This window comes from Henriciella barbarensis (genome assembly GCF_003576345.1).
GTDB lineage: Bacteria > Pseudomonadota > Alphaproteobacteria > Caulobacterales > Hyphomonadaceae > Henriciella > Henriciella barbarensis.
The window spans coordinates 93,399-118,847 of sequence record NZ_QWGB01000007.1 but is presented as its reverse complement, the minus strand read 5'-3'; the positions used below and the strand labels follow the sequence as shown (position 1 = coordinate 118,847).

Here is a 25,449-nt window from a genome sequence, read left to right as displayed (position 1 = left end):
GCTCCCCGTCGACTAGTCGTCGAAGCCAAGGAAGGTCGCGGCCTCATCAACCGACTTGCGGTTCGAAACGACCGAGTTGGCCGGGAATTCGTCGTCAGGCCACCCCATCGCAATACAGGTCTGGATCACCTGATCGTCCGGGATTTTCGCGTGCTCGCGAACCACAGGGCTCTGCATGATTCCCTGGCTGTTGATGACGCAACCCAGACCTTTCGACCAGGCCGTATTGACGATGCAGTTGACCACGCCGCCGCAATCAAAAGGCGCGATGTCGCTGCCCTGAATGGACTTGTCATAGGTCACCACGATGGAGACCGGCGCATCGAATTGACGGAAGCCGCGCAGCACCCAGTCCATACGTGCTTCCTTGTCGTGGCGTTCAATGCCCATGACGGCGAACAGCTGTTTCGCGATCTCGATCTGGCGCTCGCGGTGGGGGCCCTCATAGCCAGGACCCATACGGAACTCACGGCTGTCGGGCACGCCAGCCACATTGCGCTCCACATTGCCCTTGCGAATCTTGTCCAGCACATCGCCAGCGACGACGTAGAAATTCCAGGGCTGGGTGTTAAGTGAGGTCGGCGCGCGCATCGCGATCTCCAGAACTTCGCGCACCAATGCTTTTGGGACGGGCTTCTTCTGAAAGCCCCTGATGCTGCGACGCTCGCGTACAACCTGTTCGTATTCCATCCTCAATCTCTCCCTCGTGCCTGAATCGGGCATTTCTGCCGCGCAAGCTAGTTTGCTACCGCTGCGGTAGCCAAGGCCCGTTGAGCGGCAAATTCAAATTAGCTCAAAGTCAGGGCAAGCAGGGCTGGAACCCGGCGCCTGCTCAAGCCATTACTAACTCGACCTACAGGACAGGGGGAAAGAGATTTGGCTGATTATCTTGCAGTGTTTGCAACGCCTGAGGCATGGGCGGCACTCGCCACCTTGATCATTCTCGAGATCGTGCTTGGCATCGACAATCTTGTCTTCATCTCAATTCTCACAAACAAGCTCCCGGAAAAGCAGCGGCCAGCCGCGCGGCGGATCGGCATCGGCCTAGCGCTCATTCTGCGTTTGGCGCTGCTGGCAACGATCGCATGGATCGTCGGCCTGACGGCGACGGTCTTTGATCTCGGCATTGCCGGCCCGCCCGGCGATCATGGCGAGGTTACATTCGAAACGGCCTTTTCCTGGCGCGACATCATTCTCGTATCCGGCGGCCTCTTCCTCGTCTGGAAAGCGACGACAGAGATCCACCACCATATCGACCCGGAACCGAGCGACAGCGTCTTTGGTGACAAGCGTGCCAGCGTGGGCTTCGCGAGCGTACTGGTCCAGATCATCCTCCTCGACATGGTCTTCTCGATCGACTCGATCCTGACCGCCGTAGGCATGACCGATCAGGTCCCGATCATGGTCGTGGCCGTCGTTATCGCAGTTCTGGTCATGTTGCTCGCTGCTGGGCCGCTGGCACGGTTCATCAACAAGAATCCGACCGTGGTCATGCTCGCACTGGCGTTCCTGTTGATGATAGGCATGGTGCTGATCGCCGATGGCTTCGGTGTTCACGTGCCCAAGGGCTATATCTACGCGGCCATGGCTTTCTCGGTCTTTGTCGAAATCCTGAACCTTGTTGCGCGAAAGCGCAGAAAGTCCGGAGACGCGGGAGAGGCCGGCCACTAGGTAACAAGCCTGATGTGCGCTCGCGCCGCACTATCGGCGCGGGCGCGCAGAGTGCATATCTGCTCCATGATAAACGACCCGATCAAGCGCGGTATCAAGCAACGCTGCCCCAATTGCGGCGAAGGCAGGCTCTTCGGCCGTTATCTTGTCTTTCGCGATGAGTGTGAGGCCTGCGGCCAGGATTTCCGCTCGGCTGACACCGCCGATGGCCCAGCCTTCTTTGTTGGCTTTTTGGTGATGATCGTCTTCGCGCCATTCTACTTCATCTTGCCAATGGTAGAGATGGCGCTGTGGCTGAAAATTCTCGGCTTTGTCGTGCTGCTCAGTGCCATGGTCGGAACAGCGCTGGCCTTGCTGCCAATGTTCAAGGGCGTACTTTTCAACCTGCAGCTTTCGAACAAGGCCGAAGAGGCCCAGTGGGAAAGCACTGGCAAGCACGGAAAACCGCCGCATAACTGGAAGGGCTGAGCAGCGCAGCGCGCCTGCCCGTCAGCCGACCGCCAAGCCGCCTGCTGCCTACCAGCGGCGGCGCTTCGACCCCACCATGTCCCTGAAGGCCTCGAACGTGCCGCGCGCAATCTGCGTCACGGTTGGCTTGCGGCCATGCGCACCGCGCACGAAGTGGACACAGTTCGAGCCGGTCAGATGGTAGTCATGACCGATACGCCGGCTGGCGCGATCAATTGCCGTAAAGTCACATGCCGAAGCGCTGCGGCCATGGTTCCTGATTTCACGGCCTTCAGCGAAGTCTTTAATGGACTGCGTGACGACACCATCATGGCGGCGCGTGTTCGATATGATCCGGCCATCCCAGCCAACAACGCCATAATGTCGAAGCACGCCGCCAAAGCGAACAGAGACAACATCACCGGGTCGGAAGTCAGTTTTATCGTTCATCGATAAAAGCTATGCCGGATCCTTTGAGGCGTCAAGCAAGCCGATTTCGCGCGCTCTTTCAAACACCGTCGAGAAAACACCGCCAGTACACCGTCACTGCACCATGATTTTAGGGGAAGTTACGTGAACGACCGGCTGGAAAGTCTACCTGGCAGGAAACAATTGTGGGCGTGCACTTTCAGACGGCAATCTTCTTCGGCTGGTACGCTACTTCGATGTCGTTCGCGCATTGCGCCTTGCCGAACAGATAGCCCTGTAAATTGGTACAACCCAGCGCTTTGAGAACCGTCAGCTGGTTCTCTGTCTCAACCCCTTCAGCGACGATTGTGAGATTGATAGCCCGCGCCCATTGCGTGATGGTGCTGATCAGCATGGCCACGCTGTCATTGATGTCGAGGTCAGAAATCAGCGAGCGATCGAGCTTGATCTTTGACAGCGGTAGCCCGACGAGCGAGCGTAGATTCGAGTAGCCCGTGCCGAAGTCATCAAGTGCCACCTTGAGGCCAAGCGCGTGCAGCGCGTCGAGTTGGCTTCTCGCGAAGGCGAGGTCTTCGATAAAGACCGATTCCGTCACTTCAATAACAAGTCGATCGCGAGGAAAATCAATCTGTTCAAGCACTTCAGAGAGTATTCTGACAAAATCCGGCGACATCAGGTCGGATGGTGACACGTTCACGGAAATGTCGCTCAACCAGCCATCGTCTATCCATGGCTTGGCGAGTTCACAGGCGCGCTGAAGCAGATACCGGTCTAGGCGACGACGAAGCCCCAGCTCTTCAGCAAGCGGAATAAACTCCATTGGCGCGACAAAGCCGTCTGGCCCCATCCACCTCGCCAAAACCTCGAATGAGAGCTTCGACGGGTCGCGTGGGTCGATGATCGGCTGGAACCAGGGCTCAATCTCGTTTTTTTTGATGGCTTTGCGAAGCAGTATTTCGAGATCGTGGCGCCGACTTGCTTCGGCTTTCAATTCGCTGTCGTAGGCACAGACCCCGCCCACTGGCAGGGCACGCGCCTTCTGCATCGCGAAGTCTGCAGCGCGGCGGAGGCCTTCGATGTCAGAGCCGGCGGTGTTTGTGCCCGCCGCCCCGATCGCCACGTCGAGCGTTAGCTGCCGATTTAGAACCTCGATCGGCTGATGCAGAACCTCCTGTAGGTGCTGAGCGTAGCAGAAGGCGTGCCTGGCGGGCAGTTCAACACAGAGCGCGAATTCATTGCCGCCAAACCGGGCGGCAAACCCACTGGCCTCGTCTGCGACCTGTTGCAGCCGCGCTGCGACGGCTTTCAGCACGAGGTCACCCCCGTACTGGCCGACCCGAGCGTTTATCGATTTGAAGCGACGCAGATCGACGAGAAGTAATTTTAGCGACGTCTTCTGCAGGCGAGGGGCCAGAAGTGCCGTCACAAGGCGCTCAAAAAAGGCGGTTCGGTTTGCGAGGCCGGTAAGATGATCAACCCGGGAGGCTTCGAGGACGCGGTCGCGCTCCACCTGCAGCGCTTCGATCTGAGCTCTCAGGTTTTCTTTCGCCTTTTTCAGGTCTGTGTTCGCTGAAAATAGTTCCAGCGATTTCTGTTCAAGAATCTTTTCGGCGGCCTTTCGAGATTGGCGTTCACGTAAAGCGCGCCTCTCGAGCATTGCGACGTCCTGATCGGAGAGTGTGTAGGTCATTGCGGCCTCCGCTCAAGCTGGAAACGGACGACCCGACTGGAGCCGTCACCTCTGGGCGTCATGTGCATGGCGACTGTCTCTCCAAAAGCTTGAGCCGAAGCTTCCAGAAGACCGTACGCCAGATGCTCAAGCGCCCGTGATGAGATGTAATCGACGACCAGCGTGTCGTCCGTCCGCATGATGATGTGAAACTCAGGGAGCTCCGCATCCGCGTAGAGCTTCTGGACTTCCACATGAATGTGAGAATCTATGGACTCTACGAAATCGAAGAAGTCAGCAACTTCGAAATAGGCCGGATAGCCCTGCCTGAATGAGCTAGCCAGATGATGACCGAACGCCTTCAGCAGCGTTGTCGGGCAACGGCCCGTGGTTTGTGAGACAGCGCCTATGAGTTGGCTCATCTCAGCGCATGGGTAGGTGCCAACTGAGGTATACGCGCCCTCAGACTCCAGCTCGCATCTATCGATAATACGCTGTGTCTGAATGACACCCAGTTCAGCTTCGACGTGATCGAGAAATTCAGTGAATACCACACCCTTCATGGTCATCCCCCCTCAAGTGATGAGGTGAAATGCGACAGTTCCAATTGCTGAACGCTCTACGGCGCGGCGGAAATTTCAGCGAAACTTTCGGCCGTCAGATTAATGTTGCAGCCAGTTGCGGCTTCCTTCCTGCAGCAATTACTGTGGTAGAAACGGTAAACCGCACTGCGACGCCTGCCCAAAGCTTCCGGGAGCTGCGACATTCTGTCCAACTCCTTAAATTATTTGTCTTTTTTCATTTTTTAAATGTCGCTTAGAAGCCTTTGAGTTCGGCGAACTCATCCACCTCGGCCCGCTCCGCACGGAGCTGGTTCACGGGGTGATCCGGCTCAGGGTAACCGACAGCCATGCCGCAATAAAGCATCTCGGTTTCGCCAAGCCCGAAATGCGTTTTCAGTGTCGGTCGCAGGATGCCCCAGCACTCCTGGAAACAGGTGCCCCAGCCGCGTTCTTCAGCAAGCAGAGCCAGCGTCTGCATGAACATGCCTGTATGGGCCCATTGGCCGTGACCCATGCGCTCATCGATCACGAAGAAGACGGCCAGCGGCGCATCAAAGAAGCGGAAATTGCGCGAAAACCATTGAATTCGCTTGGCTTTGTCTTCGCGAGGGATCTCAAGCTTCTCATACATCATCTCCCCAACCTTGCGGCGACGCGCTTCATGCGGCTCCCAGAGGTCTTTGGGATAGATCGGCCGGTCAGTCCGTTCCCCGCGTGGGTCTTCGGCGAGCTTTTTCTGGGCAAGGTCAATAACGGCCTGCTTCTCCTCGCCAGTAACGGCTATCACCCGCCATGGCTGAAGATTACCGCCAGATGGTGCCCGCTGCGCTGTCGCCAGCCAGTCACGGAGCTCATCGGCGGTGATCTGCTTATCGAGAAAAGCGCGCGTCGAGATGCGCTGATTTACGGCCTGGCTCACATCCATGGGTTGGCTCTCCTTGCTTGAATAGCGGTCTAGGACAGCGACGCTGGGGAAGGGAAGAGCCTGAGCGTCAAAGGCGCGGAAGAAACAGATAACGAAGCAGCAATATGGCGGTCGGGATGGCAATCCCGATGAGTGCTAGAGTCAGGACGAGCCAGAGCGAGGTGTCAAAGATAAGCCCTGCGCAAAGCGCGGACATGGACGCAACCTGGCAGATATCCAGCCAGTTCCCGTATCGCGCGAAATCGATCATCATGACAGCGATCAATGCCATCAAGGAGGGTAGCATCAGCCAACCACCTGCGATCTGCCTCGGTTCCAGCCAGGTAAGCAGGGTGACACAGACAAGGCTGCAGACGAAAACCAAGAGGTCCCGCTTCCTTGGCGGCTTCTGATGCGCAGTGTATTGCGCGCGCAATTCGTCCGTCATCGTGGCACTGTTCAGGACTGCACCATTGGGCCCGAAAACCGGCGCCTGCCGTTCTGCGTCAGTCATGATGTGATGCTACGACACCATGCCCGTCATTAACATAAAAAAGAAGGCGCCCCCGAAGAGCGCCTTCCAATCGGATATTAATTTCAGAGACTTAGTCGTCGTCGTCCATATCCAAAATGTCATCGTCATCATGGTCCATATCGTCATGGTCCATCATGTCATCATCGTCTTCGGCTTCTGGCTCATCATCGTGCCAGATGCGTAGCGCGTTCACGCTGAGCTCGGCATTCAGGCCTTCTGCATTGATGATGTAGATCCGTGGATCGCCTGTGGCGGCCATCGCATTGGCGTCGGCATCGACAACGGTTGCGCCAGCGGCTGCGCCGACTTCCCATTCGTCACCATCCATCAGCTCATCAAGCGCGTCCTGCTCTTGGAAAACGTAGACCATCTGGGATTTGTCGACGCCAGCCTGGAGGCCGACGGACGCCTTACCGATATAGTACTGGCCGGTCGGCTCTCCATCGATGAACAGAACACCTTCACCGCCGGCGCCGCCTACGATGAGGTCGGCTTTCCAGACTTCCGGGAAGACAAGTACGCCAGCGGCAGCATCAATGTCTGCGCCGCAGGTTTCAGCAACGGTACGGCAGTTGTCCAAGGTCGCCTTCGCTTCCTGGACGTTCTCGAACTTGTAGGCCGGCTCGCTATGTTCCTTGTGGTTATCCGCGAGGGCTGGAGCACCTGCGAGCAGCGCGGTTGCGCCTGCGGCAAGCGTCGAATTTCGAAGAAGTTTCTTGGATAGGGTCATGGCGTTCTGCCTCCTGAACTTGCGTTCGCCCCGGGCCTCATTGCCCAAAGCTTGGTATGGCAGAACAAACCCTCACAGGCGGGGCGTGTTCCAAAAAATGTAGGTGCTGGCCGTGCCCGGGCTCAAAGTCCCTCAGAGGGAGAAGCTTGTCCCGCAGCCACAGGCCGCTGTTGCGTTCGGATTGTTGATCTTGAACGCTGCGCCGATCAATTCGTTGGAGAAGTCGATCTCTGAGCCGCGCATGAATTCCATGCTCATCTCATCGACCAGGACGCGCGCGCCATCGCGCTCGACGATGACGTCATCATCGTTTTTCGTGTCCTCAAGATCGAACTTGTAGGAAAAGCCCGAACAGCCACCACCTTCGACTGACACGCGAAGGTAGTCCTTGTCGGACTGTTTTGCCAGAATCGCATTAATGCGCCGGGCAGCATTCTCTGAAAGGGTGACGTCGCTCATGACTCACAAGATAGGTAAACCAGCGCTTCCAGAAAAGAGAGCTGTGTTTGCAACACTGTGGGAAAGCTCCCGCGGGCGTTTCCACGAAGAGGCTGAATCGGCCACACGCACGCCGTTTCAGCGCGACCGGGACCGTATTATCCACTCGTCCGGTTTTCGCCGCCTGAAGCAGAAAACGCAGGTTTTCGTGGCTCATGAGGGCGATCATTATCGCACGCGGCTGACCCATTCGCTGGAGGTTGCACAAATTGCGCGGTCCGTTGCGCGCAGGCTTGGCGTCGATGAAGACCTGGCTGAGGCGATGGCGCTGGCCCATGATCTCGGCCATCCGCCATTCGGTCATGCAGGCGAAGACCAGTTGGACGCCTGTATGGAGGCCTTTGAAGGCTTCGACCATAATGCGCAGACCCTGCGCGTCGTGACCCGTCTGGAACAGCGCTATCCCAATTTCGATGGCCTGAACCTGACCTGGGAGATGCTTGAAGGCCTCGTCAAGCATAACGGCCCGCTAATTACCGATGGCACACCTGTTTCAGCGCTGCCGGCTGCATTCCGCGACTTCCCGCAACTGGAGCGGCTGGAGCTGGACCAGTTCGCGGGGCCAGAAGCCCAGATCGCCGCACTGGCCGATGATATTGCCTACAATAATCACGACATCGACGACGGCATCGCTGCAGGCCTTTTCACTATTGATGACATGTTGCACCTGCCGCTGGTCGGAGATGTGTTCCGCTCAGTCCGTATCGAGCATCCTGTGCTCGACACACAGCGCACGGTCTATGAGTCTGTGCGCCGCCTGATTGGCCTCTGGATCGGAGACCTTGTCGCCGAGACGGAGAGACGTGTGGCGCACCATAATCCGCAGTCAGCTGCTGAAGTGCGCGCGATGCCGGAGCCGCTGGTCGCGTTCTCCGATGATTTCGATGCACAGCAGCGGGCGCTGCGGGCCTTCCTGTTTGAACGGATGTACAAGCATTACAAGGTCAACCGGATGCGCAGCCAGGCAAAACGCGTCCTGAAAGAGCTGTTCGAGCTTTTCCTCGCCGAGCCTGACATCCTGCCGCCGCCGCTGAGGCAGGACGCAGAGCAGGCGCCAGAGGCGCGGCGTGCAAGGCTGGTCTGTGACTATATCGCCGGGATGACGGACAATTACGCCATCGACCTGCACCGCAAGGTTTTCAGCATTGAGGGCATTGTCTGAGCCGCTTGCAGGGCAAAGGGCACGCCGATTCAAGGATCGTTAACAAAGCACTGGCAATTTCTTAACCAATAATCAAAGGCGACGAAGGGGCAGGCGTGCGATGAGCCACGGCAGCAACAGATACGACTACGCGTCCTATGAGGATGAATATCGTGGGTTTGAGATACGCGATGACGAGTCCGCGCGCGGACCGCTGATCCTCGCTCTGGCTATCGGTGTCCTGATCGTCTTTGCCGCTGTTGTCTGGAACACCTATCGTCAGGGCGTGCGTGAAGACGACGGTGAGCTGCCAATGGTTGCGGCAGAGGCTGAGCCCTTCAAGACCGTGCCCGAAGACCGCGGCGGCATCCAGATCGAGGATCTGGATCGCAGGCTCTATGACAATATTGACGGATCGACCCGGCCTCCAGAGACGCAGCCGGTTGCAGGCGAACGCGAGCTTGCCATGCTAGCCGGGCCACCAATGGACCTGCGCGGCGGGTCCGGTTCGAGCTCGTCTCAGAGTGCAGCGCCAGCCGAAGTGCAGGCTGATGATCTGCCGCCGCTGGAACAGCCTGCGCCAGCCGCGACGGAAGAACGTCATGACGACCCAGCCATAGACACGGCCCCGCCTGTTGAGCCGGCGCGCGGCGGACGGTTTGCTTTCACCGCGAACGGCCCATTTCTGGTTCAGATCTCAGCCGTTCGTAGCCAGGCGGCCGCTGATGAGGCGTGGAGCCGCGTGCAGAGCCGTTATCCAGACGTGTTTACCGGCGCCGAGAAAGTGGTTGAACGGGCTGACCTCGGCGCGAACGGTATTTTCTTCCGGGTGAGAGCAGGGCGCTTTGATACAAGAAGCGATGCAAGCGAATTCTGCGAATCCTATAAACGGGTTGGTGGAGACTGTATCATCACTCGCGAGACGCCATGACCAACAAGGCTTGTATATTGAGCATTTCGGGGCCGGTTCTTCAAAAGGAAGAATCGGCCCTTTTCGCAGATCAGAAGCCCTGGGGCGTGATCCTCATGGGCCGGTCGTGCCAGACGCGCGACCAGGTGCGCCGCTGCGTTGACGGCATCTGGGAAGCGGTTGGCCGTGAGATCCTCATCTTCATTGATCAGGAGGGCGGGCGCGTGGCGCGCCTCAAATCTCCTGAGTGGCCGCTTTTCCCGCGCGGGGAGCTCTATGGAGAGCTTTATGGCCGCGACAAGGAACTAGGCCTTGAGGCGACATGGCTTGGCCATCGTCTGATGGCCGCCGAACTCACATCAATCGGCATCCACGCAGATTGCGCGCCGGTCTGCGATCTGCCTCAGCCGGGCGCGCATGACGTCATCGGTGACCGCGCTTTTGGCACTGATCCGGATATTGTCGGGGCGATTGCGACAGCCGCGCTGAAAGGCCTTGAGGATGGCGGCGTTGCAGGCGTTATCAAACATATCCCCGGTCATGGTCGGTCCACCGCAGACAGCCATCTTGAGCTGCCGCGCGTCACGGCGGGCGACAATGAGCTTTCGTCAGATTTCGCCGTCTTTACCCATGTCACCCATGCGCCGATGGCCATGACGGCTCATATTTCCTATGATCATTTCGATGAAGGACGTGCTGCAACGGTCTCTCCGATCATGATAAATGAGGTCATCCGGCAGCGAATCGGGTTTGATGGGCTGCTTATGACAGACGATCTTGGCATGCAGGCTCTTGGCGGGACGCTCACCGAGCGCGCCGACGCGTCGATTGCGGCAGGCTGTGACATGCTCCTGCACTGCTCAGGCTTCCTGCATGATGCGGACGCAATCTTTGCCGAAATGCGTGAGGTGGCCGAGGCCGCGCCAGATCTTTCTGGCAAGACGCTTACGCGCGCAGAAGGGGCTGAAGCGGCCGCCCAGCACGAGAAGCCTTTTGATACCGAGGCAGGCTGGGCGCGCTTCAAATCACTTATTCCGAATGTCGGAACGATTAGCGTATGAGTTCGCAGCTCGTCTCCAGCGACCTGATCGACCGCGATGACCTCGAAAACGGGGATTATTTCGCAGTCGATATCGATGGATATGAGGGGCCGCTTCATCTGCTGCTGGATCTGGCGCGTCGCCAGAAAGTAGACCTGCTGAAGGTCTCCATGCTGGAGCTTGCCAACCAGTATATCGGCTTCATTGAGGACGCCCGCGAGAAGCGGATCGACCTTGCGGCTGACTATCTGCTGATGGCCGCATGGCTTGCTTTCATGAAGTCGCGCTTGCTGCTGCCCAAGCCAGAAAAGGCCGCCAATGATGAGATTGACGGCGAGGAGATGGCGGCCCGCCTCGCTTTCCGCCTGAAGCGTCTGGAAGCCATGCGTGAGGCTGGCGAGGAGCTGATGGATCTCGCGCAGCTTGGCCAGGAAGTCTTCCTGCGCGGGGCGCCCGAACAGCCGCGCGTCATCAAACATACGGAATACGACACGTCACTCTGGCACCTCATGCAAGCCTTCGGCGGCATCCGTCAGCGACGCGAAGAAGCTGCCCCGCACAAGGTTGTGCATCAATATGTTCTACCTCTGGAGCATGCGCGCGACTCGCTCAAAAGCTTGAGCAAGCTGATCGATAACTGGGCGAGCCTGGATGAGCTGCGCCAGCGCATGAAGGATGTCGCTGGCGATATTCCACCGCGTTCGGTCACGGCCAGCGTCTTCGCCGCTGCGCTGGAACTGGCGCGCGATGGCGACATTGAAATCAGGCAGGGAGCTCACTTCCAGCCGCTTTACCTGCGCAGCAGCCAGGACAGACAGGAAGGGATGGGCGGATGACCGCGATACCCCGTTTTGAAAATGAGAAGCTGGAAGATGCCCCGGAAGAAATCCGCGATGCGGTGCGCCAGCTTTCCTTTGCCTACAAACGCTCTGAAGAGTTGCTTCAGCGTGAGGCCGACGGCGGCGCAGATGTCATCGCAGATGCGCTGCGCCGGGCCGAGGCAATCCTGTTTGCTGCGGGTGAGCCGCTGAGCGCTGAACAGGTCGCCGAAGTGCTGCCGCAGGGCATCGATGCGGCGACCGTGCTGATGTCGCTGAAGGCGGCCTATGCGCACCGGGGTGTCACCTTGGTTGAGGTTGCGGGCAAATGGCGTTTCCAGACAGCCGAAGACCTCGCGTACCTCTTCGTGGAGGAGCGCCAGGAGCAGAAAAAGCTCTCGCAGGCCGCGCTCGAGACGCTTGCGATCATCTCTTATGGCCAGCCCGTCACGCGCGCCGAGATTGAAGCTGTACGCGGTGTGGCCGTGTCGAAAGGCACGATCGACCAGTTGATGGAGGCTGGCTGGGTCAAGATCAAAGGCCGCCGCCAGACGCCGGGTCGCCCGGTGACCTATGGCACCACCAATGGTTTCCTCGAACACTTCGGGCTCGAGAGCCTGGATATGCTGCCGGGCCGCGCCGAACTTCAGGCGGGCGGCCTGCTATCTGATGTGGTGCCGCCGGACTTTAATCCGGGCGATATCGACATGCCCGCGATTGAGGGCGAAGCCGAAGACCATGGAATTGAGCAGGACGGCGCCTTCGTGACCGACTTCATGGGCAGCGAAGACGACTGATTGCACGTTATTGTGTGATCGTTACCCATTGAGAGTTCTATTGATGGGCGCTACTTGTTCAGAAGAACTTCTGGAGACCTTCAATGGCCCCTAGCTGGATGCAGCTTCTCATCGTGCTGATCGTTGCCCTTCTGCTGTTCGGCGGACGTGGGCGTATTTCATCCATCATGGGTGATATGGCCAAAGGCGTCCGCAGTTTCCGCAAGGGGCTGAATGACGACGAGGAGGCAGACAGCGAGGACAAGGAAAAGTCCGAGTCCAAACAGTCGCGCCACCTCAGTGACGACAAGATGGTGAACGTCACGCCTGAGAAGGATAAGTCGAAAACCTCCAGCTGACAGGCAAGTGAGGCCGGCTAAGCATGCTTCCACAATTTGGTCTCACCGAGTTCATGCTCGTGGCGATTGTTGCATTGATCATCGTCGGTCCGAAGGACCTGCCGCTGATGATGCGCAAGCTTGGCCAGTTTGTCGCCAAGGGCCGCGCCATGGCGCGCGAGTTTCAGTCCGCCTTTGACGATATTGCTCGCCAGGCCGAGCTCGATGAGCTGCGCAAGGAGATCGAGGATCTGCGCCGTGACAATGCGCTGACCGACGCGGTCAACGACATGAAGAAGGCCGAAAGCGACATCAATCGCCGGGTGATGATGGAAAACCCCTGGCCTGAAGCTGGCAAGGAAGGCGGACCGGGCGTCATCTCAGATAACAAGGATGCGTCGACCAAAACGGATGAAAGCGCTGCAGGTGAGAAACCCGCTGGAAACAGCGCCGAGGCCGATATCGAGCCGGACACTCCGGCGACGCCGGACGATGACAAGAAGGCAGCGTCCTCATGAGCAAGGGCATGCGCGCCGACGAGCAGCCGAACTTTACCGATGAGGACGGCGAGATGGAATCCTCCCGCGCGCCGCTTCTCGACCATCTTATAGAGCTTCGCACTCGGTTGATCTGGTCGATCGCGGCGCTGGCCGGGGCCGCGCTTCTCTGCTTCTTCTTCGCGAGGCCGCTTTATAACATTCTGCTCGACCCGCTGGTTAAGGTCGCAGAGCTTGAGCGCGGCGAGACGCGCTTTGAGCTGATCTATACAGCGCCTCTGGAAGTGTTCTTTGTTGAGTTGAAGCTGGCGCTCTTCGCCGGTGTCTTTGTCGCTTTTCCAGTTATGGGCTGGCAGATCTATTCCTTTGTGGCACCTGGCCTCTACAAGCGTGAGAAGGGCGCCGTCCTTCCATTCCTGATCGCCGCGCCTGTCCTGTTCCTGCTCGGTGCTTTGTTCGTCTATTGGGTCATGCTGCCACTCATCTCGAACTTTGCGCTCTCATTCGAACAGCAGGCCGCCGAGGGGCGTGCCGCCATCACGCCGCAGATCAAGGTGTCGGAATACCTCTCACTCGTCATGGCGCTGATGCTGGCTTTCGGTCTCAGCTTCCAGCTACCGGTCGTGCTCAGTCTTCTTGGACGCGCGGGCATCATTGGTAGCGATACGCTGCGCTCTGGCCGCAAATACGCGGTTGTCGGCATTCTGGTCGCCGCCGCCTTCTTCACGCCGCCTGACCTCATCTCTCAGGTCATGCTCGCTGTGCCTGTCTTCTTGCTCTATGAGATCTCAATCATCTGCGTCTCCATGATGGAGAAGAAGGCAGCTGAGGACGAAGCGATAGACACTGGCGATAATTGACGTCTGCTGGTTCAGTTCAGACGGTTCCGCTGACGCGCCAATTAGACTAGACGCTTCGGCAAGAGACAAAGAGCTGCCTGAAGGCCAATCCCATGTTCGATATTCGCGCCATTCGTGAGAACCCCGACCACTTTCGCAAGGCCTGGAACCGGCGGGCGTCCGGCCTTGGCGATAAGGTCGATGACATCCTCGCCCATGACGCTGCCCTGCGTCAGGCACTAACGGACAAGCAGGAAGCCGAAAGCGCACGCAATGCCAATTCCAAGCTGATCGGCAAAGCAAAGGCGAGCGGCGACGAGGCGGAGTTCGAACGCCTGCGCGATGAAGTTGCCGAAGCCAAGAAAACCATCGAAGTTGCCGGTGAGCAGGAAGAAGCCGCCCGCAAGGAACTGGATGAGCTGATCCTTGGCCTGCCGAACCTGCCGCTGGACGAAGTGCCGCAAGGCGCCGACGAGGCAGATAATACCGAGCAGAAAAAGGTCGGCGCGCCGACTGCGCTCGGATTTGCGCCAAAGGACCATGCGGATCTTGGTGAAGCCCTCGGAATGATGGACTTCGAGACGGCCGCAAAGATGTCCGGCGCGCGCTTTGTGGTATTGTCAGCCGGATTGGCGCGGCTTGAGCGGGCGCTCGCCAGCTATATGCTGGACGTCCAGACCGGTGAGCATGGCTATACGGAGACAAGCCCGCCATTCTTGGTTCGCTCCGACGCGCTTCAGGGCACAGGCCAACTTCCAAAATTTGAGATCGATCTTTTTAAAGCCGCACGGTTCGATTTGGAAGGCTTTCAGAAAGACATGAGACAAGCGCAAGAGGCGCAATTGGATGAGTTTCGCGAAATTGGATACCAAAACCTTTCAAGCGAGCAGATCCGTGAACGCACTCTCAACCGTCAACGCGACTGGTTCGAGAAGGCTAATAACGGTGAATACGATGATCCACACTATCTTATCCCAACAGCAGAAGTTCCACTCACCAACCTTGTGCGCGAAACTATCGTTGACGCCGACTACATGCCGCGTCGCTATACCGCCCACACCCCATGCTTCCGTTCGGAAGCTGGCAGTGCAGGGCGTGACACCAAGGGCATGATCCGCCTGCACCAGTTCAACAAGGTTGAGCTTGTCTCTATCGTGAAGGACGAAGCCGAAGGCCTTGAAGAGCTGGAGCGGATGACGCGATGCGCAGAAACCATCCTTGAGCGCCTTGAGCTGCCCTATCGGCGGATGCTGCTTTGTACGGGCGATATGGGCTTCGGCGCACGTAAGACCTACGATCTGGAAGTGTGGCTACCGAGCCAGGAGACCTATCGTGAGATCAGCTCATGCTCCTACTGCGGTGACTTTCAGGGTCGGCGGATGAATGCGCGCTGGCGTCCGGCGCCGAGCGCGGACAATCCGAAGCCGAAGCCTGAATTCGTGCACACGCTGAATGGCTCTGGCCTTGCCGTTGGCCGTACGCTCGTCGCCGTGCTGGAGAACTATCAGCGCGAGGATGGTACGATTGGCGTGCCGGCTGTGCTGCGGCCCTATATGGGTGGGTTAGAGGTGATTGGGTAAGTCACTTCCCGTCTCCCCACCGAAAGGTGGGGCCCATGGCGGCTGGAAGCTGAGATCTCAACCGCCATGGATCCCAGCTTACGCTGGGAAGGCGGAATTAGAACTAAGCGGAATGAACCTCATCCTGAGCTTGTCTAAGGATGTGAAGCGAGCAGGAACGACGAATGAGAATTCTCCTCACCAATGATGACGGGATCCACGCGCCGGGGTTATCGGTGCTGGAGTCGATTGCGAGAGAGCTCTCTGACGATATCTGGATAGCCGCGCCTGAGGTCGAACAGTCTGGCCAGTCGCGCTCTATCACGCTGACCCAGCCTGTACGTACGCGCGAAGTGCGTGAGAATTGTTGGGCTGTGATGGGCACGCCAACCGACTGTGTGCTTCTGGCAGTCCATAATCTGATGCCGGAAAAGCCTGACCTCATTCTGTCCGGCGTCAATCGCGGCCAGAATATCGCTGAGGACACGAGCCTCTCAGGGACGATCGCGGGCGCCATGTTCGGCATGCATCTTGGTGTGCCGTCCATCGCGCTCAGCCAGGCGCAGAGTTTTCGTGAGCGCGGGTCGCTGCCATGGGAAACTTCGAAGAGCTGGGGCGCCAAGGTCATCAAGCCGTTGATAGAAAAGGGCTGGCCAAATGATGTCGTGATGAACATCAACTTCCCGGACCGTGAGCCTGACGATGTCGCTGGCGTTGAGGTCACCCGTCAGGGCTTTCGCGACGAGCAGATCATCCACACGGAACGGCGCGAGGACCTTCGCGGCAATGGCTATTTCTGGATCGGCTTCAAGGGCAGGCTGTCGCGTCCGCCGGAAGGCACTGATCTGAGGGCTATCTATGAGGGCCGTATCTCTGTGACGCCGCTTCATGTGGACCTCACACACAACCGTTATCTAGAGACGCTCAAGTCTGAGTGGAAGCAGTGAGCGCCGATCCGTTCCGCGCCGCCCGCTTCATCCTGCAGCTTCGCCAACAGGGCATACGGGATGATGCTGTCCTGTCCGCGATGGAGACCGTCGACCGGCGAGACTTTGTCGACAAATCGCTGCATAAGCTTGCGGCTGAGGACGCTGTCCTGCCGCTTGGCTGCGGTCAGGTCCTGCCCAAGCCGCTGACCATTGCGCAGCTTCTTACAGCTCTGGAGGTCACTCCCGGCGGCAAGGAGAACGTTTTGCTTGTCGGCGTCGGCAGCGGCTATACGGCCGCGCTGTTGGCGAAACTCGCCGGTAAGGTCTGGGCGGTTGATCGGTACAGAACGCTGGTTGAAGCCGCGCGCAGCAATCTAGATGCGCTGGGCATCCGGAATGTCAGTCTGCGTCAGGCTGACGGATTAGCAGGCTGGCGTGAGCATGCGCCCTACGATCGTATTCTCGCGACCGGTGCGGTCACCAAGATACCCGACGATGTCGTTACGCAGCTTACAGCAGGCGGCAAAGTCGTTGCGCCAGTGGCCGGGGCGGATGGACGCCAGACCCTTCGAGCAGTCACCAAGGAAGGCGCGCGTACCCATTCGCCGCTTGCGGAGCCGTTCCTGCCGCTTGTCGAGGGGCTTGCTGAGGCGCTGTAGCGCCAATCTCAGTCTGCGGGACACTCACCCTGTGATGCGATGCTGACGCCGGCCGATGCTGCCGTGCAGGCATTGCCATATGTCTTGCCATCGCAGCCGCAGACCGGGTCGTATTGCTGCGTGCAGACTTCCGGGCGCGGGGCGCAGATGCCGGAGCCGTCAGCCGTGTTGACGCATTGGCCGGGTCTGTCGGCGCAGTAGAGCCCCTCACCACATTGGATCGCTGCGATACCGCCGCACATTTCACCTTCTGCCCGGGGCGTGTCGGCTGGGCGCGACGCGGGGTCACCATCAACAGGGATTGGCTCTGGCTGGCAGGCAGCAAGCAGGAACAGGCTGGCGGTAAGCAGGGCAAGGCGCATGTCATTTCCTCCGAAACGGTGTGGCTGGAAATGATTGGGCCACGCCTGCAGCCTGATTGCAAGCTGCGGGCGTGGCCCCGAATAATTTCGACTGTCGGGCTGAACTAGCCTTTTGCGCCCTCAGCGAGGAGGCGGAAGATGTTCTGGCCGTGCTCGCCGCCAGCGTTGAAGTGCGTCTGGGTCGACTTGTCGGTGATCTGGTCCCACTTGTCGGCAACGGCTTCGGCGGTGAGGGCATCGCCCTGACCAACGAATGCACCATTGGTTTCGACAATCTCGGCCATGGAGAAAGCGCCTGCGCCAGCGGAAAGAACCATGCCGGTCGGAGCTTCGTCCTTTACAAGGTTCATCACGCCCGGCGTGACATATTCAGGCTTCAGCTGCTTCAGGACTTCCTCAGGCATCAGGCCTTCGGTCATGCGGGTCGCGGCGACCGGGCAGACAGCGTTGATCTTGATGTTGTTCTTCGCGCCTTCGATCTTCAGCGTGTTCATCATGCCGACGAGACCGAGCTTTGCGGCGCCGTAATTGGCCTGACCGAAATTGCCGTAGAGGCCGGTCGAAGAAGTCGTCACGACGATGCGTCCGAAGTTCTGCTCTTTCATGATGTCCCAAGCCGCCTTGATCGGCTTGAAGGAGCCCATGAGGTGGACATCGACGACGAGCTGGATGTCTTCCATCGTCATCTTGGAAAAGGACTTGTCGCGAAGGATACCTGCATTGGCGATCAGGATGTCGATACGGCCCCACTTGTTCATGGCGTCGTCGATCATCTTCTTCACGCCGGCGTCGTCGGTCACGGAAGAGCCGTTCGCGATGGCTTCGCCGCCAAGCGCTTCAATTTCCTTGACGACTTCATCGGCTGCTGCCGAGCTGCCGCCCGATCCGTCCATCGACGCACCGAGATCGTTCACGACGACTTTTGCGCCGCGGCGGGCGAGTTCGAGTGCGTGACAACGGCCGAGACCGCCGCCTGCACCGGTGACGATAGCAACTTTGCCGTCAAAACGAATGTCTGCCATGGGGTATCTCCTGACTGAGGTAAAACTTGACGGTCAGCCTTGCAGCACCCGCTCACGTAAACGTCAAGCATTCGCGCTGGGGAAGTGCTTGCTGGCGCTGGGCTTACATGCTGCAAGTGGCGTCAAATCAGCAAGGAGGACTGACATGCTCGCTTATGTGACACTCGGCTCGAACAATATCGAGAAAGCCCTGGAATTTTATGATGGCTTCATGCCAACGGTTGGCGCGAAGCGCTTTTTCGACAATGGTCGCTTGTATTTTTACGGCACTGGCCCTGGCCAGCCCATGCTCGCGATCGGCGGCCCTTACGACGAGCAGGAAGCAACGTGTGGCAATGGCGTCATGCCGGCGATTGCATGCGCTGACAATGAGACGGTCGACAAGGCTTATGCGAAGGCGATCGAACTTGGCGCGACTCCGGATGGCGAACCCGGCAATCGTATGCCGACCTTTTATGGCGCCTATTTCCGCGATCCTGACGGCCACAAAATCTGCGTCTGCAAACTCGGCTAGGTGCTGGACTTAAGTCACAAACAAAAGCCGCGGGACCATACAGGCGCCCGCGGCTTCTTCATCCAGTTTTCTGGGTCGATTACGCGACCTCGACTTTCTGCTCCAGCTTGTCGTCGTGAAGAAGGCGTTTCACGGCATCATCAATATAGCGAAGCAGTGGTTTGCCATCTGTCTCTGGTTGGCGATTTGCCCAATCGCTATGGGCCTGGCGCAGCTCATTGAGTTTTTCCATCTTCTCGTCGAGCGCAGCCGAGGAATTCATTACGCCGTCGATCTGATCAGTCGTGACCGGACGAGGCTCCATATTGACCTTCTGGTCGCGTAGCGGGGTGAAAGTCTTGCGTTTCATGATCGCTCCTTCAATTGCTTGGCGTTCTACCTCTTAAGCAACGTGCTGGCAGACTCACCGTTCCGATAAAGGTTCTGAGTCCCGGGACTGGTGGATATGGGGCACGCGCGATAAGGCTTGTGAGTCTAAAGGGCATCAGGGAGTTAGCCGGATGGAATGGGGCTGGGACAATGCGCGCGCACTTCTGGGCATCGCGCTTATCTTCGCAATTGGCTGGGGCCTGTCTGAAAAGCGCAGTCAGTTTCCGGTAAGACTGGTGCTTGGCGCCGTCGTCATGCAGTTCGCATTTGCGCTTGTGCTGTTCGGTATCCCGTTCGTGCGAAATCTGCTCTTTAAGGCCAACTTCATCGTCGAAGCGCTTCAGGAAGCCACGCGTAACGGTACAAGTTTCGTCTTTGGTTATGTCGGCGACAACCAGGCGGCCAGCGAGATCATGACCGGCGATGCCCCGCCGCTTTTCTTCTTCCAGATCCTGCCCGTTGTTATCGTTGTAGCGGCACTGTCGGCCATTCTCTGGCACTGGCATATCCTGCGCTGGGTCACGAAGGGCTTTGCCTTCATCTTCCGCAAATTGATGGGCCTTGGCGGTGCAACCTCGCTCGCCGTGTCAGCAAACGTCTTCATGGGTATGACCGAGGCGCCAGTTCTCGTGAAGCCGTACATCAAGGGCATGACCCGGTCCGAAATCTTCATCCTGATGACGGCTGGTTTCGCGACAATCGCCGGCTCAGTGCTGGTCATCTACACGACTTTCCTCGACGGCGTGATGGCGAACCCTCTGGCGCAGCTTCTGACCGCGTCAATCATTGCAGCGCCTGCGGCCGTTGCCATGGCACTTGTCATGGTTCCCGAGACAGTTGATTCCTCCGCCCGCGCGCACGAGCCGGATTTCAAATACAATTCAACCATGGACGCGTTCGCAACAGGCGCTGCCGATGGTCTCCAGATCGTTCTTAACATCGCTACCATGCTGATCGCGGCGCTTGCGCTGCTCTGGCTGGTAAATGCCGGTCTCGGCGCGCTTCCAGCCGTCGGCGGGGAGCCGCTTTCAATTCAGCGCGTGCTCGGCTGGGTCTTTTCGCCGCTGATGTACATGATTGGTGTTCCGTGGAGCGAAGCGCCCCTGTCCGGCTCGCTCATGGGTATCAAGACGGTGCTTACCGAGTTTGTGGCTTTTATCGAGCTAGGCAATGTGCCCGCCGATGCGATGGACCCGCGCACGCGCATTATCACAGCGCACGCGATCTGCGGCTTTGCGAACTTCGGCTCTATTGGCATCCTGATTGGCGGCCTCAACATCATCTGCCCGGAACGCCGCTCCACCTTCCTCGAACTCTCCTGGAAGACGTTGATTGCGGGTACGCTGGCGACATGCCTTTCCGGCGCTGTCGTTGGCGCGCTACCGGTACAACTATTCATTGGTGCAGCAGGCTGACGCAGCGATTGGGGTCGTCAGCCATGGGGCAGCGACCTACACTCTGGAATTCGTATCCTTTCTGAATTCTCGGGTTCTTTCATGCCGTCACGTCTTCTGCTTGCGACAACAGCCAGCCTTGCTCTCGCGTCTTTTGCGGGGGCGCACGCGCAATCAGGCGATGACGGTGCGCGGCTTTCGCCCGTTCTTGTCTTTGGAGACCGGACCGATGAACAGCCAGGTAGTGTCGCAACGGTCGATGAGGACGTCATCGTCACGGTGAATGCCGACCACCCGGCGCAGATCCTGAATGAGTTGCCGGGCGTGAACGTCCAGATGAATTCCGGTCAGGAGCACCTGATCGCACTTCGGTCTCCTGTGCTGACAGGCGGCGCGGGGCAGGGGAGCTTCCTCATCCTGCAAAATGGCGTCCCGACCCGCTCACCCGCATTTGGCAACGTCAATTCGCTGTTCGAAATCCACCATGAAACGGCAGACACAATCGAGATCGTGCGGGGGCCGGGCTCAGCGAAATACGGATCCAACGCAGTGCATGGTCTGATCAATGTGATCCTGGGCGCGCCACAACCCGGCACGTATGCCGATGCGCGTTTCTCCGGATCGACGCTTAACCGCTACAAGGCAGACATTACTGGCAATCTCGACGACACGGCGCGGGTGTCGCTGTCGCTTCATGATGATGCGGGCTGGCGTGACTTCACGGGCGTCGAGCAGCAAAAGCTGTCTGCGCAGTATGCTTTCGACGTGGCTGGGTGGGACGGTCTCGCCTTCGTCAGCGCATCCAACCTTAATCAGGAAACAGGCGGCTTCATTCAGGGGTACAAGGCGTATCGCGATGATGACCTTGCAACGCAGAACCCGAATCCGGAAGCCTATCGCGACGCGCAATGGGCCATGGGCGCTGTTCGCCTGTCTCGTGACGTTGGTCCGGGTGAGCTGACGCTGACGCCATTTTATCGCTGGCAGGAGATGGAGTTTGCGCAGCACTTCCTGCCGAATGGCGGCGTGGAAGAGAATGGGCACGATGCGTTCGGCGTTCAGTCGAAGTATGAGTTCGCAGCCAGTGATGCAGTGACGCTGCGTATTGGCGCTGACGCCGACATTGCTTCGGGCTGGCTGAAAGAAACCCAGCTGGAGCCTTTCGGCTTTTTCCCTAGCGATAGCCGGTTCCCGGTCGGCGTACACTATGACTACACCGTGGACACGACCGTGTTCGCATTCTGGACCGAGGCCGAATGGACCGTTTCGGACGAACTCACCATTCTGGCGGGGCTGCGTGGGGAAACCCACGACTATGACTACGAGACCGATGTGCCGCCTGGGCCGAACGGCCGGTTTCTCGTGCCAGCGAACCGTGAGGACAGTTTTGACCTGCTGACGCCAAAACTTGGCGCGATCTGGTCACCGGTTAACGGTGCGGTCAGCTATTACGCGAACTATTCTCGCGGTGAGCGCGCGCCGCAAGCATCTGACCTCTATCGTCTACAGAGCCAACAAGGCATTGCTGAGGCCGGTGTCGAAACCATGGACAGTTTTGAAGTTGGCGTTCGCGGATCTGCGCTCAATGACGCCGTGATTTTTGACGTCGCAGCGTACTATGCGGAGAAAGAGAACTTCTTCTTTCGCGATTCCGATGGGCTGAACGTGACCGACGGGTCCACACGTCATACCGGCATAGAGGCTCAGGCAAACTGGATGGTGAACGAGGCGTTCACCATTTCGGGCACGGCGAGTTACTCTGAGCACACCTACACCTTTAACCGAATCGTCTCTTCCGGCTCCGAGGTCATTCGCGATGGCAATGAAGTCGATACAGCGCCAAACTGGCTCGGCGATATACGCGTGACATGGCACCCGACCGAGCGGTTCGAGGCTAGCCTCTCGGCCGAGTATATCGGGGAGTACTATGTCGACCCGGGCAATACGCAGACCTATCCGGGGCATACGTCGACGCATGCGCGCGCGTCCTATGCGTTTACCGAGACCCTCGAAGGGTTTGTGATCGTGCGGAACCTGTTCGACGTAAATTATGCTGATCGGGCCGACCTTGCCTTCGGCAACAATCGTTATTTCCCGGGGGAGCCGCTGAACGCGACGTTTGGCGTGAGGAAGCGGTTTAATTAGCCGACTAGTCCTTTTTCCGACCTCCCAGCGAAAGCTGAGACCTATGGCGGCTGGGGGTCCACGTATGTGCCCAGCCGCCATGGACCCCAGCTTTTACTGGGGAGGCGGCGTGTGTGTGCCGATTTGTTGCTCCTAAATCGTTAGATATGTTCGCCACGGAAGGCTTCGCATGCCGCCTATGGCGCGCTACATGTCTCGGTAAACCGAGGAGGAAACCGATGAAGCTTTATCATAGCCCGCAAGCGCCGAACCCCGAACGGGTCACCAATTTCCTGAAAGCCAAGGGCAAGCTCAGTGAGGTGGAGATCGAAGAGATCTCGATCATGAAGCAGGAGCACAAGACTGACGATTACCGGAAGGTGTCGCCCTTTTCTCAAGTGCCGTCGCTTGTTCTGGATGATGGTACGACGCTGACCGAAAGCCGCGCGATTTGCACATACTTCGAAGGCATTTTCCCTGAGCCGAACCTGATGGGCGCCGACCCAAAGGAGAAGGCGCTGATCGAGATGTGGGACCGCCGCGTTGAGCTGATGCTCTTCATCCAGTTCGCGACCTGGTTCCGCAATAGCCATCCGGCCATGGCACCGCTCGAAGTCCCACAATTACCAGAAGTCGGCGCAAAGGCGGAGAAGGGTGCGCGCGCGATGGCAAAGCGTATTAACGCCCACCTTGCGAATAACGACTTTCTCGCCGCCGACCGTTTCTCAATCGCCGATATCACGCTCTACTGCTTCACTGGCTTCGCCGGTGTCATGAAATGGAAGCCGCACGAAGAGTTCGAGAATATCGGCAATTGGCGCGAGCGGACGAAAGCGCAGATCGGTTAGTCCCGCTCGTAGGCAAGATAACCTGTCTCGTCGCCAACCTTGAAAGTCGATGTGAACGGTTTTCCATCGACGATGATCCGGAGGGTGTAATTGCCCTCCGGAAACCGATCGAAGTTGAGAAATGTGTATCCTGGCCAGGCTTCATCGTTGAAGCTGGACTTGCGGAGAAATTCGAGGCCTTCGCGGTACCAGATGCGCTCAAACGACATGCCGTCCGGGACGTTGACCAGATCAAACGTCACCATGAGCGTCGTGATGTTTTCGTCGAATGACTGCGACGTTTCCAGACAGGTAAAGCTCTCCGTGGAGAAGTTTTCTTTCGTGCAGAACTGAATGTTCGCAATGCTGGCCTCAGCATCCCGGTCACTGAAAACGAACATGGCGCCGATGAGCGTCAGCCCGGCAAGCGCAATTGCGGCAGCTGTGGTGACCCATTTGCTGTTGCGTGGCCTTAGAGGAGGGTCGTCAGGTGCGTGAGTGGGAGGTGACGAGGGCTTTTCTGCCGTTGCTTGCCTTTTTCGCGCATCGAGCGATTTGCGGCGTGCGTCGATCAGAGCCTTGAGCCAGAGGGTGCGCTGGTCCGCCGACCGGGTGATCAGGCCGGCAAGGGAGCGAACCTTGTCCAGACGTGGTACCGACGCCCCACTTCGCCAGCTCTGGATTGACCTTTTGTCCACGGACGTCGCCGTTTCAGCGAAGGCAGCCTCCATGGCCTCGTCGCTCCATGGTTCGAAGTGACCGCTAGGGCCGACCGGCCGCCCGATCCCATGATCGCAAATAAACTGGAGGAGCTCGCGGAAGTCGTGATCGTTCGGGGGCTCATGAAATATGTATTCTGCCATGTTGGATCACGCATAGCATGTTCATGTATGGTTGAAACCCTGCAAGAAATTAATTCCAATAAAAACAGTAGTATGTGTGTCCGAACTTCGGCTGAACTTCGGTTCTGGCAGTTGGTGTGTGCGGCAGGATGCTGTCGGTTAGCGTCCGTAGCGAACGCATTCGCCATGACCTGAACTGAACCGAGTTGGAGACACGATGATGAAATCCTCAATCAAAGTGGCGTCGACGCAAAGACCGCTAACGGCCAAGGCAGCGTTTATGCTGGCCTGCATCATGATGATGGAAAACAAGGATAGTGGTGATGACACGACCCAGATCGTTCGCGCCCTTCATGGCGCAATCAGTTGTCCCGATTGGCAGGCGGCCTCCGCTGCATGGGAGTTTCGGGAGAGCCCTGAAGACTGCCTGCAACTGCTGAAAGGCACCATGAACAGAGAACAAAGCAATTGCGCCATCGCCAATCTCACTGAGATCGCTCTGGCTGCGGGGGTTCTTTCAGACGAAAGCCGTATACTTTTGCATCAGATCAATGATGTGCTTGAGCCGATGCCGGGGATGCTTGAACAGGCGATCTTTATCATAGGCAGCAAGAATAATCGGGATGCTCTAACCTCAACCGGGAATGATAGGCTTCATCAAGGCCACTCCGGGTCGGGCGGTCCTCTGGGGGTGTATCACTGACATTTTGCAGGATGAGTCGTTCGTACTAGCCGGTAGCCACAGTCGAGCGTGTCCAGCTTTATCAGATGCCCATAGCGCGCCACCCAGGAGCCATTCTTGAGGTCGCGATCCAGCCGTTCGAGCCCTTCCGACACGTCGCCTATTTTCCAGAAGGATGACATGGCGCGGCGGATACGCGCGTCGAGATAGGCGGCAGGACGTCTCCAGTAAGCGGCGAGGAATCCGTCGGTGCAGTCATAGGGGATCGGAACGGGTTCGACCGTGACGTCGCCTAGCCAATGTGCATACCGTTGCATTGGCGGCATGGCGGCTTCATCTAGGGTAAGCAGCGCCGGGAAAT

Annotated in this window: 31 protein-coding genes; 18 read left to right on the top strand and 13 right to left on the bottom strand. The window is 58.2% G+C overall.

The window, feature by feature from the left end; translation table 11 throughout:
- Positions 1-12: 12 nt before the first annotated feature.
- Positions 13-690, bottom strand: coding sequence for a nitroreductase (locus D1224_RS11475; protein WP_119380095.1), 678 nt, complete (start codon positions 688-690; stop codon positions 13-15).
- Positions 691-876: 186 nt separating this feature from the next.
- Here D1224_RS11475 and D1224_RS11470 point away from each other — a divergent pair, with 186 nt between their 5' ends.
- Entirely contained in the window at positions 877-1,671 is a 795-nt protein-coding gene (locus D1224_RS11470; RefSeq protein WP_119380094.1) for a TerC family protein, read from the top strand.
- 66 nt (positions 1,672-1,737) lie between these two features.
- Positions 1,738-2,139: a DUF983 domain-containing protein gene (locus D1224_RS11465; protein WP_119380093.1), complete on the top strand. Its 402-nt coding sequence runs from the start codon at positions 1,738-1,740 to the stop codon at positions 2,137-2,139.
- 48 nt (positions 2,140-2,187) lie between these two features.
- Here D1224_RS11465 and D1224_RS11460 read toward each other — a convergent pair whose 3' ends face one another.
- The 7 genes from D1224_RS11460 to erpA form a co-directional block, all read right to left on the bottom strand.
- A complete protein-coding gene (locus tag D1224_RS11460) occupies positions 2,188-2,568 on the bottom strand; it encodes a hypothetical protein (protein ID WP_119380092.1) in 381 nt (126 codons plus the stop codon).
- A 178-nt stretch (positions 2,569-2,746) separates the two neighbouring features.
- Positions 2,747-4,237 (bottom strand): putative bifunctional diguanylate cyclase/phosphodiesterase, encoded by a 1,491-nt coding sequence (locus D1224_RS11455; protein ID WP_119380091.1) that lies wholly within the window; start codon positions 4,235-4,237, stop codon positions 2,747-2,749.
- The gene (locus tag D1224_RS11450; protein ID WP_182482266.1) at positions 4,234-4,779 is read right to left on the bottom strand and encodes a heme NO-binding domain-containing protein; all 546 of its coding nucleotides are present in this window, start codon (positions 4,777-4,779) and stop codon (positions 4,234-4,236) included. The genes D1224_RS11455 and D1224_RS11450 overlap by 4 nt, the downstream gene beginning before the upstream one ends.
- A gap of 253 nt (positions 4,780-5,032) precedes the next feature.
- The gene (locus D1224_RS11445; RefSeq protein WP_119380089.1) at positions 5,033-5,704 is read right to left on the bottom strand and encodes a nitroreductase; all 672 of its coding nucleotides are present in this window, start codon (positions 5,702-5,704) and stop codon (positions 5,033-5,035) included.
- A gap of 67 nt (positions 5,705-5,771) precedes the next feature.
- Complete coding sequence (locus D1224_RS11440; protein ID WP_119380088.1) at positions 5,772-6,197, bottom strand: hypothetical protein; 426 nt, start codon at positions 6,195-6,197, stop codon at positions 5,772-5,774.
- A gap of 91 nt (positions 6,198-6,288) precedes the next feature.
- Positions 6,289-6,948, bottom strand: a complete 660-nt coding sequence (locus D1224_RS11435) for a lipid-binding SYLF domain-containing protein (RefSeq protein ID WP_119380087.1) — start codon at positions 6,946-6,948, stop codon at positions 6,289-6,291.
- Positions 6,949-7,080: 132 nt separating this feature from the next.
- Positions 7,081-7,407 (bottom strand): iron-sulfur cluster insertion protein ErpA, encoded by a 327-nt coding sequence (gene erpA, locus D1224_RS11430; RefSeq protein ID WP_119380086.1) that lies wholly within the window; start codon positions 7,405-7,407, stop codon positions 7,081-7,083.
- On the opposite strand from erpA, the gene D1224_RS11425 reads away from it, so the two are divergent.
- The 11 genes from D1224_RS11425 (at position 7,406) to D1224_RS11375 (ending at position 16,952) form a co-directional block, all read left to right on the top strand.
- Positions 7,406-8,608, top strand: a complete 1,203-nt coding sequence (locus tag D1224_RS11425) for a deoxyguanosinetriphosphate triphosphohydrolase (RefSeq protein ID WP_233350524.1) — start codon at positions 7,406-7,408, stop codon at positions 8,606-8,608. The genes erpA and D1224_RS11425 overlap by 2 nt on opposite strands.
- A gap of 100 nt (positions 8,609-8,708) precedes the next feature.
- Positions 8,709-9,518 (top strand): SPOR domain-containing protein, encoded by an 810-nt coding sequence (locus tag D1224_RS11420; RefSeq protein ID WP_119380085.1) that lies wholly within the window; start codon positions 8,709-8,711, stop codon positions 9,516-9,518.
- On the top strand, positions 9,515-10,558 hold the full coding sequence (nagZ, locus tag D1224_RS11415; protein WP_119380084.1) for a beta-N-acetylhexosaminidase: 1,044 nt from the start codon (positions 9,515-9,517) through the stop codon (positions 10,556-10,558). Before D1224_RS11420 ends, nagZ begins: the two co-directional genes overlap by 4 nt.
- Entirely contained in the window at positions 10,555-11,373 is an 819-nt protein-coding gene (locus tag D1224_RS11410) for a segregation and condensation protein A (RefSeq protein ID WP_119380083.1), read from the top strand. The genes nagZ and D1224_RS11410 overlap by 4 nt, the downstream gene beginning before the upstream one ends.
- Positions 11,370-12,152 carry an SMC-Scp complex subunit ScpB gene (gene scpB, locus D1224_RS11405; RefSeq protein WP_119380082.1) on the top strand — a complete coding sequence of 261 codons (783 nt, stop codon included), beginning with the start codon at positions 11,370-11,372 and terminating at the stop codon, positions 12,150-12,152. Before D1224_RS11410 ends, scpB begins: the two co-directional genes overlap by 4 nt.
- An 83-nt stretch (positions 12,153-12,235) precedes the next feature.
- The gene (tatA, locus tag D1224_RS11400) at positions 12,236-12,490 is read left to right on the top strand and encodes a twin-arginine translocase TatA/TatE family subunit (protein WP_119380081.1); all 255 of its coding nucleotides are present in this window, start codon (positions 12,236-12,238) and stop codon (positions 12,488-12,490) included.
- Positions 12,491-12,513: 23 nt separating this feature from the next.
- Positions 12,514-12,987: a Sec-independent protein translocase protein TatB gene (gene tatB, locus D1224_RS11395; protein WP_119380080.1), complete on the top strand. Its 474-nt coding sequence runs from the start codon at positions 12,514-12,516 to the stop codon at positions 12,985-12,987.
- On the top strand, positions 12,984-13,826 hold the full coding sequence (gene tatC, locus D1224_RS11390; RefSeq protein WP_119380079.1) for a twin-arginine translocase subunit TatC: 843 nt from the start codon (positions 12,984-12,986) through the stop codon (positions 13,824-13,826). The genes tatB and tatC overlap by 4 nt, the downstream gene beginning before the upstream one ends.
- A 92-nt stretch (positions 13,827-13,918) precedes the next feature.
- Entirely contained in the window at positions 13,919-15,385 is a 1,467-nt protein-coding gene (gene serS / locus D1224_RS11385; RefSeq protein WP_119380078.1) for a serine--tRNA ligase, read from the top strand.
- Positions 15,386-15,549: 164 nt separating this feature from the next.
- On the top strand, positions 15,550-16,311 hold the full coding sequence (surE, locus tag D1224_RS11380) for a 5'/3'-nucleotidase SurE (RefSeq protein WP_119380077.1): 762 nt from the start codon (positions 15,550-15,552) through the stop codon (positions 16,309-16,311).
- Positions 16,308-16,952, top strand: coding sequence for a protein-L-isoaspartate(D-aspartate) O-methyltransferase (locus tag D1224_RS11375; RefSeq protein WP_182482265.1), 645 nt, complete (start codon positions 16,308-16,310; stop codon positions 16,950-16,952). Before surE ends, D1224_RS11375 begins: the two co-directional genes overlap by 4 nt.
- 8 nt (positions 16,953-16,960) lie before the next feature.
- Here D1224_RS11375 and D1224_RS11370 read toward each other — a convergent pair whose 3' ends face one another.
- Positions 16,961-17,314, bottom strand: a complete 354-nt coding sequence (locus D1224_RS11370) for a Kazal-type serine protease inhibitor family protein (RefSeq protein WP_119380075.1) — start codon at positions 17,312-17,314, stop codon at positions 16,961-16,963.
- A 104-nt stretch (positions 17,315-17,418) separates the two neighbouring features.
- The gene (locus tag D1224_RS11365) at positions 17,419-18,336 is read right to left on the bottom strand and encodes an SDR family NAD(P)-dependent oxidoreductase (protein ID WP_119380074.1); all 918 of its coding nucleotides are present in this window, start codon (positions 18,334-18,336) and stop codon (positions 17,419-17,421) included.
- Positions 18,337-18,481: 145 nt separating this feature from the next.
- On the opposite strand from D1224_RS11365, the gene D1224_RS11360 reads away from it, so the two are divergent.
- A complete protein-coding gene (locus D1224_RS11360; RefSeq protein WP_119380073.1) occupies positions 18,482-18,850 on the top strand; it encodes a VOC family protein in 369 nt (122 codons plus the stop codon).
- 79 nt (positions 18,851-18,929) lie between these two features.
- Here the strand turns inward: D1224_RS11360 and D1224_RS11355 are convergent, their stop codons facing one another.
- Positions 18,930-19,199, bottom strand: coding sequence for a hypothetical protein (locus D1224_RS11355; protein ID WP_119380072.1), 270 nt, complete (start codon positions 19,197-19,199; stop codon positions 18,930-18,932).
- Between the two features lie 151 nt (positions 19,200-19,350).
- On the opposite strand from D1224_RS11355, the gene D1224_RS11350 reads away from it, so the two are divergent.
- From D1224_RS11350 to D1224_RS11340, 3 genes are all read left to right on the top strand, one after another.
- On the top strand, positions 19,351-20,634 hold the full coding sequence (locus tag D1224_RS11350) for a NupC/NupG family nucleoside CNT transporter (RefSeq protein ID WP_119380071.1): 1,284 nt from the start codon (positions 19,351-19,353) through the stop codon (positions 20,632-20,634).
- Positions 20,635-20,715: 81 nt separating this feature from the next.
- A complete protein-coding gene (locus D1224_RS11345; RefSeq protein ID WP_119380070.1) occupies positions 20,716-22,758 on the top strand; it encodes a TonB-dependent receptor in 2,043 nt (680 codons plus the stop codon).
- A 218-nt stretch (positions 22,759-22,976) separates the two neighbouring features.
- Complete coding sequence (locus tag D1224_RS11340; RefSeq protein ID WP_119380069.1) at positions 22,977-23,585, top strand: glutathione S-transferase family protein; 609 nt, start codon at positions 22,977-22,979, stop codon at positions 23,583-23,585.
- On the opposite strand, the gene D1224_RS11335 is transcribed toward D1224_RS11340, so the two are convergent.
- On the bottom strand, positions 23,582-24,427 hold the full coding sequence (locus D1224_RS11335) for a hypothetical protein (protein ID WP_119380068.1): 846 nt from the start codon (positions 24,425-24,427) through the stop codon (positions 23,582-23,584). The genes D1224_RS11340 and D1224_RS11335 overlap by 4 nt on opposite strands.
- A gap of 196 nt (positions 24,428-24,623) precedes the next feature.
- Between D1224_RS11335 and D1224_RS11330 the strand changes: the two genes are divergently transcribed.
- A complete protein-coding gene (locus D1224_RS11330) occupies positions 24,624-25,109 on the top strand; it encodes a hypothetical protein (protein ID WP_119380067.1) in 486 nt (161 codons plus the stop codon).
- On the opposite strand, the gene D1224_RS16640 is transcribed toward D1224_RS11330, so the two are convergent.
- Positions 25,103-25,405 carry a hypothetical protein gene (locus D1224_RS16640; protein ID WP_233350523.1) on the bottom strand — a complete coding sequence of 101 codons (303 nt, stop codon included), beginning with the start codon at positions 25,403-25,405 and terminating at the stop codon, positions 25,103-25,105. The two genes, D1224_RS11330 and D1224_RS16640, sit on opposite strands and share 7 nt — an antisense overlap.
- Positions 25,406-25,449: the final 44 nt, after the last annotated feature.